Origin of the sequence: Streptomyces ruber, from assembly GCF_014648075.1 — a bacterium.
GTDB classification, from domain to species: domain Bacteria; phylum Actinomycetota; class Actinomycetes; order Streptomycetales; family Streptomycetaceae; genus Streptomyces; species Streptomyces ruber.
Genome location: NZ_BMQK01000014.1, coordinates 195,406 through 205,557, shown reverse-complemented (window position 1 = coordinate 205,557; position 10,152 = coordinate 195,406). Strand labels below are relative to the sequence as shown.

General features: G+C 74.3%; 12 protein-coding genes and 1 pseudogene. 6 read left to right on the top strand and 7 right to left on the bottom strand.

Translation table 11 applies throughout. The annotated features are described in order from the left end of the window. Positions 1–1,426: tetratricopeptide repeat protein (locus tag IEZ04_RS25965; protein ID WP_189219368.1), on the top strand; the 1,426-nt coding region annotated here is incomplete at its 5' end. A 233-nt stretch (positions 1,427–1,659) separates the two neighbouring features. Here IEZ04_RS25965 and IEZ04_RS25960 read toward each other — a convergent pair. Continuing rightward, on the bottom strand, positions 1,660–2,037 hold the full coding sequence (locus IEZ04_RS25960) for a hypothetical protein (RefSeq protein WP_189219367.1): 378 nt from the start codon (positions 2,035–2,037) through the stop codon (positions 1,660–1,662). Between the two features lie 108 nt (positions 2,038–2,145). Here IEZ04_RS25960 and IEZ04_RS25955 point away from each other — a divergent pair, with 108 nt between their 5' ends. After that, complete coding sequence (locus IEZ04_RS25955) at positions 2,146–2,310, top strand: hypothetical protein (RefSeq protein ID WP_189219366.1); 165 nt, start codon at positions 2,146–2,148, stop codon at positions 2,308–2,310. Here IEZ04_RS25955 and IEZ04_RS25950 read toward each other — a convergent pair. The 4 genes and pseudogenes from IEZ04_RS25950 to IEZ04_RS25935 form a co-directional block, all read right to left on the bottom strand. Then, complete coding sequence (locus IEZ04_RS25950; protein ID WP_189219365.1) at positions 2,307–3,152, bottom strand: GNAT family N-acetyltransferase; 846 nt, start codon at positions 3,150–3,152, stop codon at positions 2,307–2,309. The two genes, IEZ04_RS25955 and IEZ04_RS25950, sit on opposite strands and share 4 nt — an antisense overlap. Positions 3,153–3,274: 122 nt before the next feature. Then, the gene (locus IEZ04_RS25945) at positions 3,275–3,508 is read right to left on the bottom strand and encodes a hypothetical protein (RefSeq protein ID WP_189219386.1); all 234 of its coding nucleotides are present in this window, start codon (positions 3,506–3,508) and stop codon (positions 3,275–3,277) included. 33 nt (positions 3,509–3,541) lie between these two features. Further along, positions 3,542–3,727, bottom strand: coding sequence for a hypothetical protein (locus IEZ04_RS25940; protein WP_189219385.1), 186 nt, complete (start codon positions 3,725–3,727; stop codon positions 3,542–3,544). A gap of 97 nt (positions 3,728–3,824) precedes the next feature. Continuing rightward, positions 3,825–4,220, bottom strand: a pseudogene (locus tag IEZ04_RS25935) (ABC transporter substrate-binding protein); the annotation flags it as partial. Positions 4,221–4,524: 304 nt separating this feature from the next. On the opposite strand from IEZ04_RS25935, the gene IEZ04_RS25930 reads away from it, so the two are divergent. The 4 genes from IEZ04_RS25930 (at position 4,525) to IEZ04_RS25915 (ending at position 8,932) form a co-directional block, all read left to right on the top strand. Beyond that, positions 4,525–5,511 carry a 2-hydroxyacid dehydrogenase gene (locus IEZ04_RS25930; protein WP_189219364.1) on the top strand — a complete coding sequence of 329 codons (987 nt, stop codon included), beginning with the start codon at positions 4,525–4,527 and terminating at the stop codon, positions 5,509–5,511. Positions 5,512–5,603: 92 nt separating this feature from the next. After that, complete coding sequence (locus IEZ04_RS25925) at positions 5,604–6,887, top strand: glucarate dehydratase family protein (RefSeq protein WP_373296360.1); 1,284 nt, start codon at positions 5,604–5,606, stop codon at positions 6,885–6,887. 16 nt (positions 6,888–6,903) lie between these two features. Further along, a complete protein-coding gene (locus IEZ04_RS25920; protein WP_229821282.1) occupies positions 6,904–7,902 on the top strand; it encodes a 2-hydroxyacid dehydrogenase in 999 nt (332 codons plus the stop codon). A gap of 118 nt (positions 7,903–8,020) precedes the next feature. Further along, positions 8,021–8,932, top strand: coding sequence for a 5-dehydro-4-deoxyglucarate dehydratase (locus IEZ04_RS25915; protein ID WP_189219361.1), 912 nt, complete (start codon positions 8,021–8,023; stop codon positions 8,930–8,932). 81 nt (positions 8,933–9,013) lie between these two features. Here IEZ04_RS25915 and IEZ04_RS25910 read toward each other — a convergent pair whose 3' ends face one another. Beyond that, positions 9,014–9,463, bottom strand: a complete 450-nt coding sequence (locus IEZ04_RS25910) for a hypothetical protein (RefSeq protein WP_189219360.1) — start codon at positions 9,461–9,463, stop codon at positions 9,014–9,016. A 47-nt stretch (positions 9,464–9,510) separates the two neighbouring features. Then, on the bottom strand, positions 9,511–10,152 hold the full coding sequence (locus IEZ04_RS25905; protein WP_189219359.1) for a class F sortase: 642 nt from the start codon (positions 10,150–10,152) through the stop codon (positions 9,511–9,513).

Below are 10,152 nucleotides of genomic sequence, written 5' to 3'. Positions count from 1 at the left end.
CCTGCTGCGCGCCTACGCCGCCGAACTGACCGCCACCACCGACCCCGAACCCGACCGGCACGCCGCGCTGACCCGCCTGTTCGACCACTACCTGGCCGCCGCCACCGCCGCCACCACCACCCTCGGCCACCACCGGCTGGACCCGCGTCCCCGGTCGCTCCGTCCCGCACCGGTGACGCCCGCCCCGCCGGTCGACGACCCGAAGGCCGCGCGGACCTGGCTGGGCGACGAGCGCGCCAACCTGGTCGCCGTCTGCGCCCACGCCGCCGACCACGGCTGGCACGGCCACGCCTGTGAGCTGGCCGCCGCGCTCTTCCGCTACCTGGACATCGGCGGCCACTATGTCGTCGCGCTGACCATCCACACCCATGCCCTGCACGCCGCCCGCCGTGCGGACGACCCCGACGCCGAAGGCTACGCGCTGACCGGTCTGGGCTTCGTCCACTGGCGGCAGGGTCGCTACCCGCAGGCGGTCGGCCACCACCGCCAAGCCCTCGACATCTTCCGGCAGACCGGTCACCTGGACGGTCAGGCCGCCGCGCTGGCCCACCTGGGCATGGCCCACTGGCGGCAGGGGCGTTACCCGCAGGCCGTCGACGAGCACCTCCGCGCCGTGGAACTCTTCCGCCGGACGGACAACCGGAACGGCCAGGCGTCCGCCCTGTACTACCTCGGTCTGGTGCACTGGCGGCAGGGGTGCTACCCGCAGGCCGCCGACGACCACCGGCGCGCCCTGAACATCTTCCGGCAGACCGGCAACCGGGACGGCCAGGCCTACACGCTGACCTCCCTGGGCACCGTCTTCGGCCTGCAGGGGGACTTCGAGCAGGGGGTACGGCACCTGCACCTCGCCCTGGCCCTCTTCGAGCAGCAGGGCGACCGGGTCGGCCAGGGCTATGTGCTCACCAACCTGGGCGTGTCCTACTGCCGCCGGGGAGAGGTCGAGCGGGCCGTGGAGCACCACCACCGTGCCCTGGGCCTCTTCGAGCGCCTCGGCAGCCGGATCGGCCAGAGCTACGCGCTGACCCATCTGGGAGTGGCCCGCTGCCGGCAGGGCCGGGGCGAACAGGCCGTGGACCATCACCGCCGCGCCCTGGAGCTGTCCCGGGACACCGGCTACCGGCCCGTCGAGGTCCAGGCGCTCAACGGCCTGGGCGAGGCCCTGCGGACGAGCGGCCGGACGGCGGAGGCCCACGCCCGGCACGCCGAGGCGCTGGCCCTGGCGGTGGAGACGGGGGAACGGTACGAGCAGGCCCGCGCCCACGAGGGGATCGCCGCCGCCCACCAGGTCACCGGCGATCTGACCGCCGCCCGGCACCACTGGGCGGACGCCCTGGACCTGTACACCGATCTCGGGGTCCCCGAGGCCGGCGCCGTCCGCGCCCGTCTCGCCGCTCTCGCCGACCAGGACCGCGCGTACCGGTAGCGGCTCCGGTGGAGCCCGCCGCCGAGGGCACCGCGGTGCAGGCCGTCACGCGCTCCGGCCGCCGGGACGGTCTCGCGCGGAGGTTCCTCGGGCTGCCGCGGAGGGTGTTCGGCCGTCCCGCCCGGCGCCGCCGCAGGGAACCGCGTCGGCGGCTGTCTCCTCGTCGCCGTCGGCGCGGGAGCGGCCGCCTCCGGGTGCCTCCCGTCCCGGGGCGGCACACCGCACCGGGACGGTCAGCGCCCGCCGGTCCCGGCGTCGGCCCTGTGCAGCGTCCGGGTCAGCAGCAGAGCGGTTCCGGCCGCCGCCGCCACCGCTCCGGCGGACAGCAGGCCGCGGGAGGAACGCGCGGACAGCACCGACCACCGTGACTGCGCGGAGAACAGCGATCCCGTGCTCAGCCACGACCCGGCCGAGACCAGCGACAGGGCGGAGCCGATCGAACCGGCCGAGAGGGCGCTGCCGATCGAGCCGACCGACAGGGCGGAACCGACGGACCCGATGGACAGCACCGACCCCACGGAGCCGATGGACAGCACGGAGTCCTGTGACCACAGCGACAGCAGGGAACCCGAGAAGGCGTGACGGGCGGACGGTACGGAAGACTTCGTCATGGCACCAGTCTGCCCCGCGAAGCTCTGCACTACCTCAAGTGCCGTGTCCGCACAGTGCCGTCGGGGCATCGTGCCGTCACATCTGCACGACCGTCACGGGGGCACTCCATGGAAACCGTCTGGTACGCGGTGATCATCGTGGTCGTCGCTTTCGCGTTGCTCCGCGCGCTTTCGAGAGGCAGGCCGAGGGGCCGCTGGTCGTTCGACGGCGGAGACGACGGCGGAAGCTCCTGGGGCGACGGCTCCTCCGACGGAGGGGGCGGCGGCGACTAGCCCAGTTCGAGCGTCGTGGTGGCGAAGACGCCGGCGTGGTCGGTGTCCGGGGTCGGGCCGGTGTACATCCGGGCGCACTCGAACGTGGGCTTGAGGCCGAGGCGTTGCATCAGTGCGACGGAGGGTGCGTTGACGTCGGGCACGTCCACCGCGACCGGCTCTTCCGGGGCGTCGCCGACCAGGCCGTGGATCAGGGCGGAGGCGACGTCCTGGGAGGCGGCGTGCAGCGGGCCGATGCGGAAGCCGGTCGCGGCGGGGCGCATCACCACGAATCCTTCCAGGCGTCCGTCACGTACGGCGGCCAGTGACCTGTGCGACGGGAGACCGACCCACAGGGAGAGGAACGCCTCACGCTCCGCGGGGAAGAAGCGCCGGTCGTAGTCCGCCAGCTGACCGAAGGGTACGTCGCGGCCGTCGACGAGCCGGATGCCCGCCGACGCCTCCGCCCCCCTCGGCACACCGGCGTACCGCACGTGGTTCCACACCCGGCGAAAGCCCGACCTGCGGTAGTTCTCCTGCTGGTCCACCACGCCGTCGAGGGCGACGTTGCGGCCGGCGAGGTGCTCCGTCGCGGCCTGCCACAACCGGATGCCGTAGCCCTGCCCGCGGACCGCGGGACGGGAGATGTAGAACCCGATGAACCCGAAGTCCGTGCCGTAGCGCACGGCCGAGACCGAGGCCACCGGCTCACCGTCCAGCCGGCCGAGGAAGAAGCCGCGCGGGTCGGCCGCCTGGAAGGGGATCACGTCCGACCGGCCGGGGTTCCAGCCCTCCGCGTCGGCCCATTCCCTGAACCTGGGCATCTCCGCGGCGCTCGCGGCGGTCACCTCGTAGGACGGCATGCGTTCGCTCCCTCCGGAACGGGGCGTGACCGCGACCGCCCGGTGGTGCGGGCCGGCCGCCCTCGGGCACGCCTCGGAAGGCAGCACCCTAGTTCAAGCGGCGGGGTGCGTGGGAGAGCCGTTCAGACGAACTGCCGCGCCACCAGCACCGACGCACCGGCGACGACGAGCACCGTGGCCACCGCCCGGGTGCGCCGCGGGTTCAGCCGGCGGGTCAGCGGACGCGAGAGCAGCACTCCGGCCACGGCCGCGGGAGCGAGCAGCGCGGCGCGCTGCAGGGCGTGGGTCCCGACGGTGCCGGCCACCGTCAGCGCGGCGAGGCTCATCAGCGAGCCGACGAGGAAGAACGCGCTCATGGTGGCGCGCAGTTCCGGCCCGTTCAGCCGCTGTCACACCATCGCCATGGGCGGGCCGCCGATGGACGTCGCCGTGCCCATCAGGCCCGACGCCAGGCCGGCCAGGAGCACGGAGCGCCGCCGCTGCCGTGGCACGAAGCCCGCCGCGCTCGCCGCGCCACCGACGAGGACCACCCCGGCGATGAGGAGCGCGAGGTGGCGGGCGGGCAGTACCGCCACGAGCAGCGCGCCCGCCGCCACTCCCGGCGGCGCGCAGCGGCAGGATGGGGTCGGGTTCCTTCGTGGTGACGGTCAGCCGGGTGTCGCTCACCGCCTCCACCTCCAGGTCGTCGTCGCCGAGGACGTAACCCTCGACGTTGCAGGCGAGGTCGGAGTTGACCGCCCGGTCGATGGAGAAGGCGGCGTCCTCGGCGGTGAAGGGCGCGCCGTTCTGGAAGGTCACCCCGGAGCGCGTCTCGAAGGTCCAGGTGCGGGGGCGGGTCCGTTCCCAGCCGGTCGCCAGCAGGGGGTGCAACTCCCCCGTGGTGGGGTCGCGTTCGACCAGCGGCCCGGTGCTGTCGGACCGGACGACGCCGGTGCCGGTGCCGGTCAGGGAGGCTTCGCAGGGTTCCGGTGTCGTCGGTCCCTGGGTGAGCACCACCCGCAGGGTGCTGCCGTCGGCACGGCCGGTGTCGCCGCCCGCGCTGCCTGCCACGGCGCACCCGCCGGACATCAGCACGGAGCCCGCCAGCAGCATCGCGGTGGTCGTACGGGGCGCCGCCCGCGGGCGGGGCGGGGGGTGGTCGAGACGGAGGACTTCATCGTCGGCATGTCTCCGGGGGGAGTGCTGATGTGTCGCGTTCCGATCAGGGGGGTACGGTCCAGCCGCCACCAGCTGTCTACAACTGCGTACCCGGTCCGTATCTGTGAACGCCGAAGCCAAGACCGGCGTCACGGCAGCGTCAAGACGCGCGCAGCGACGGATCGATCCGACGCACACCGTCACCGGCAGCCCCCACGACGACGGGAGTGTTCCCATGTCCGATTCCGTCACCGCCGCGGCCGTCCCCGCCGCCACCCCGGGCGGCACGGGCACCGTGCTCCAGGTGTCCCCGCTGCTCCCCTCCCTGGAGAAGGCCCTGTCCGAGCGCTACCGGACGGTGCGCCTGCACGAACCGCCCGACCCGGACGCCCGGCTGGCCCAGCACGCGCAGGACGTGGTGGCCGCGGTGACGAGCGCGCGGTCCGGCGTCGACGACGCCCTGATGGACGCGCTGCCCCGGCTGCGGGCCATCGTCCACTTCGGCGTCGGGTACGAGACCACGGACGTGGCCCGCGCCCGGGCCCGCGGCATCGACGTCAGCAACACTCCCGACGTGCTCACCGACTGCGTGGCCGACCTCGCCGTCGGCGCGCTGATCGACGTGATGCGCCGGCTGTCCGCCGCCGACCGGTACGTACGCGCGGGGCACTGGGCGGACGCGCCCTTCCCGCTCGCCACCCGGGTGAGCGGGAAGCGGGTGGGCATCCTGGGCCTGGGCCGCATCGGCCGGGCCGTGGCGCGGCGGCTCGAGGGTTTCGGCATCCGGGTCGCCTACTGCTCGCGCCGCCCCGTGCGCGGGGTGACCTGGCGTCATGCGCCCACCGCCGAGGCGCTGGCGGCGGAGTGCGACGCGCTCGTCGTCACGGTCGCGGGCGGCGCGGGCACCCGGGGGCTGGTCTCGGCCGCGGTACTGGACGCGCTCGGCCCCGAGGGCTACCTGGTGAACGTCGCCCGGGGCAGCGTCGTCGACGAGGAAGCCCTGGTCGCGGCGGTCACGTCGGGCCGGATCGCGGGCGCGGCGCTCGACGTCTTCGCCGACGAGCCGCACGTCCCGCGGGCGTTGTCCGACTCGGACCGGGTGGTGCTGCTCCCCCACATCGCCAGCGCCACCCGGGAGACGCGCGAGGCCATGGGCGATCTGGCCCTGCGCAACCTCGAGCGCTTCATGACCGAGGGCGTGCTGCTGACGCCGGTGCCGTAGGGGCGCTGTCCCGCACTTTCCCGCGTCCGGTCACGACCATTGACAGCACCACAGGCCCTGTCTACAAATGAGAACGCCGACTACATATGAGGATGGCCTGCGTGGTAGACACCTCCGCAACGATCGCCGACGTCACCGTGACTCCCGTGGCTTTCCGGGACCCTCCCCTGCTCAACACCGTCGGGGTGCACGAGCCCTACGCGCTGCGCACCGTCGTGGAGGTCACCACGGACGGCGGCGTCAGCGGCATCGGTGAGACCTACGGCGGCACGCTGCACCTCGAACGGCTGCGCCGCGCCGCGGCCGAGCTGGTCGGGATGGACGTCTGGAGCCTGCACGACCTGATCGCCCGCACCACTCGCGCGCTGGGCACCGACACCCCGGGCGGCGACGGCATGTCCGGGATGGTCACCGGCAGCAGCACCGTGGACCGGGTCATGTCGCCGTTCGACGTCGCCTGCCTGGACATCCAGGGCAAACTCGTGGGCCGGCCGGTCAGCGACCTGCTGGGCGGGGCGGTGCGCCCCGCCGTGCCCTACAGCGCGTACCTCTTCTACAAGTGGGCCGCTCACCCCGGCCAGGAGGACGACGACTGGGGCGCGGCCCTCGACCCGGCGGGCCTGGTCGAGCAGGCCCGCCGCATGATCGACGAGTACGGCTTCTCCTCGGTCAAGCTCAAGGGCGGCGTCTTCCCGCCGGACGAGGAGATCGCGGCGATCAGGGCGCTGCGGGAGGCCTTCCCCGGCCTGCCCCTGCGCCTGGACCCCAACGCCGCGTGGAGCGTCGAGACCTCCCTGCGCGTCGCCCGCGAACTGGACGGCGTCCTGCAGTACCTGGAGGACCCGACCGAGGGCGTCGAGGGCATGGCGGCCGTGGCCGGTGGGACCCCGACCCCGCTCGCCACCAACATGTGCGTCGTCTCCTTCGACGACCTCGCCCCGGCCGTCGAGAGGAAGGCCGTCGGCATCGTCCTGTCCGACCACCACTTCTGGGGCGGTCTGCGGCGCTGCGGCCAGCTCTCCGCGATCGCCGACACCTTCGGTCTCGGCCTGTCGATGCACTCCAACTCGCACCTCGGCATCAGCCTCGCCGCGATGACCCACCTGGCGGCGGCGACCCCCCGGCTGACGTACGCCTGCGACACCCACTGGCCCTGGAAGCGGCCGGACGAGGACGTGGTGGACACGACCCCGCTGCGGTTCACCGAGGGCAGCGTCGCCGTGCCGACGGCCCCCGGTCTGGGTGTCGAACTGGACCGGGACGCGCTCGCCCGGCTGCACCGGCAGTACCTCGACTGCGGGCTGCGCGACCGCGACGACACCGGCTACATGCGCCGCTTCGAGCCCTCGTTCCCGACCGAGACCCCCCGGTGGTGACCCGCCCGTGCGCATCATGCTCGACCACCGCATCCTGAGCCGGTTCCACGAGCCGCTGATGGCGCGCACGGAGGGCCGGCACGGCTGGCTGGAGGCCTGCGACCGGGACGCGGAACGGAAGGCGGAAGCCCTCTCCGACGTCGAGGTCCACGTCGGCACGAAACTCGGCGCCGGGGACGCCCGGCGGGCCGCGCGGCTGCGGCTCGTGCACGTCGCCGGCGCCGGCCACGACGGCAACGCCCTGGACGCGCTGCACCCCGGGGTGACCGTCAGCACCACCCACCGCCACGGCCGCTCCATCGCCGAGCACGTGCTCATGTCGGTGATGATGCTCTCCCGCGACGTCCTCGGAGCCGGACGCGCGCTGCGCGCCGGACGGTGGCGCAACGTGGCCGTCGACCGCGGACTCCCCTTCGGCAGAACCCTCCAGGGCCGCCGGGTGGGCGTCATCGGGTTCGGCGAGACCGGCACCGAGGTCGCACGGCTGTGCCAGGCTGTCGGCCTCCGGGTGCGCGCCGTGCGGCGCGACCCCTCCGCGCCGGTCCCCGCCGACCTGCGGCCCGACTGGATCGGCGGGAACGACCGGCTGCACGACCTGCTCGCCGACTCCGACGTCGTCGTGGTCACGGTGCCCCTCGGCCCCGCCACCCGCGGACTGATCGGCCCGGCCGAACTGGCCGCCATGGGCCCTGAATCGCTGCTGGTCGACGTGGCCCGGGGACCGGTGGTGCAGGAGGAGGCGCTGTACGAGGCCCTGCGCGCCCGCACCATCGGCGGCGCCGCGCTGGACGTGTGGTGGTCCGCCCCGCCCGGGGCACCGAGCCGGCTGCCCTTCCACGAACTGCCCGACGTGGTGAGGACCCCGCACCACTCCGGCCACACGGCCGGCACCTTCGCCGCCCGCGCGGAGGAGATCGCCGACAACGTCAACCGCCTGGCGCGCGGAGAGCCGCTCACGGGCACGGTGCGGACCGGCGAGGCCCGGACGGCACCGCACCGCGTACCCACGCCATGACCGCTCCGGCGGCCGTACCCGCACCACCGCGCCACCGCGCCGGACGAACACCGGCGCAGTCGCACCCGCACAGTCGCACCAGCATGCCACCGCTGCCCCAAGAGGTAGGAAACCACTCATGCTCAGAGGCGTTCTGTTCTTCCCCGTCACCCCCTTCACCGCCGGTGGTGACGTCGACCTCGATGCCCTGCACCAACACGTCACGGCGGGGATGGAGGCCGGTCCGGGCGGCGTCTTCGTCGCCTGCGGCACGGGCGAGTTCCATGCCCTGGACCTGGAGGAGTTCGCCGCGGTCACCCGGACCGCCGTGGACGCGGTGGGAGGCCGCGTCCCGGTGTACGCCGGGGCCGGCGGTTCGCTCGGCCTGGCCCGGCGGTTCGCCCGGACCGCGGCCGGGTCCGGCGTGGACGGCCTGCTGCTCATGCCGCCCTACCTGGTCGCGTCACCGGCCGCCGGTCTCGTCGCCTACACCCGGGCGGTCGCCGGGGAGACCGATCTGCCGGTGATCGTCTACAACCGGGCGAACGCCCGGTTCGACGAGCACTCGGCGGTGGAGGTCGCCCGGCTGCCGACCGTGACCGGGCTGAAGGACGGCACCGGCGACCTGGACCTCGTCGCGCGCGTCGTCCCCGCCGTGCGCGAGGCGCTGAGCGCGTCCGGCAAGCCCTTCCAGTTCTTCAACGGCATGCCCACTGCCGAGGCGAGCCAGCTCGCGTACCGCGCCCTGGGCGTGGAGCTGTACTCCTCGGCCGCCTTCGCGTTCGCGCCGGACGTCTCGCTCGCCTTCCACCGCGCGGTCGAGGAGGGCGACCAGGACCGGGTGGACGCGCTCCTGCGCGTCTTCTTCCACCCCCTGGTCCGCCTGCGCCAACGGGTGCCGGGCTACGCGGTGTCGCTGGTGAAGGCGGGAGTGACCCTGTCGGGCATCAAGGCGGGGCCGGTCCGCCCGCCGCTGACCCCCCTCACCGAGCAGGAGACCGAGGAACTCGCGGCCGTCATCGCCGCGGGGCGGGCCGTACTGGCCTCCTGACCGTCCGGTGCGGACGGCCCCGCGCCCCTCGGAGGGGCGCGGGGAACCGCGCGACGCCGCACCGGACGCCCGGCGCGGCGCCTAGCGCGGGGTGTCCGGGCGCGCCGTGTGGTCGGGATGGCCCACGGTGCGGCGGGCCTCCTTCATCTCGGCCTCGTACAGGTGGTCGCGGCCGTCGACGAGGTCGGCGAGGGCCTGGCGCTCCAGGTCCCTGAACGGCTCGTAGTACGTGCGGTTGTAGGCCTCGACGATCTGGAACGTCCAGTGCCCGGGGATGATGTTGCGGCCCAGGATCTCCCGCTGGACGCGGTCGGCCCACTCCTCGTGGCCGGCCTTGCGCAGCAGGTCCACGGCCCGGTCCAGTTCCAGGTCGGCACTGCCGGTCAGCTGGTGGAACGCGTACAGGTGGCCGCGGGCCCGTTCGGTCGTCTCCAGTGCCTTGGACAGGGAGCCGAGCGCCTCCACCGTCTCGTCGCCGACACCCTTGGGGCGGCGGTGGGCCCGGTCGGGGCCGTCCTCGTGATGGTTCATGATCTGTGGGGTCCCCGGAAGGCCGCGCCGCACACCTGTCGCGGCGGTCAGTGGCCCGGTCGGGGCAACCGGCCCGGCCGGGGCGCGGCGTACAGGACGAGGTTGCGCGCGTACCGGCCCGACCCGCGGTCGTAGGGTCCGGCGCAGGTCAGGAGGGCCAGGCGGTGCGGCCCGGTGCGGGCGAAGAGGTCCGTGGGCAGCTTCTCGCGCCGGTAGGTGCGCCGGGCGGTGACCCGGTAGCGGCGCACCTCGGCGTCGGCGCCCGTCACCGTCACGTCGGCGCCCACGGGCGTCTCGTGCAGGGCGGCGAAGGGGCCGAGCCCGCCCCTGCGGCTGTCGACGTGTCCCGCGATCAGGACCGTACCGGCGGGAGCGCCCGCCTGCGCTCCCAGTGACCACCATCCGCCCGTGCGGGGGTCCGAGGGCAGGGCCAGGTCCCCGTCGGCCCGGGCGGCGACCGGTACGACGGCGGCGTCCAGGCCGGCGGGTCCGTGCACGCGGACGGGGGCCGACGCCTCACGGGCGTCGCCGGACACGGCGCGGTGCACGCCGGCGGGCAGGGAACCCGCGTCGTCGGGGCGCGCCCGCGTCATGCTCCAGGTCAGCCAGCCGGCGGCCACCGCGCCCAGCCCGCAGACGGTCAGTCCGCAGACCATGAGGAACACGGCGGCCCGCCGGCGGCGTGTCAC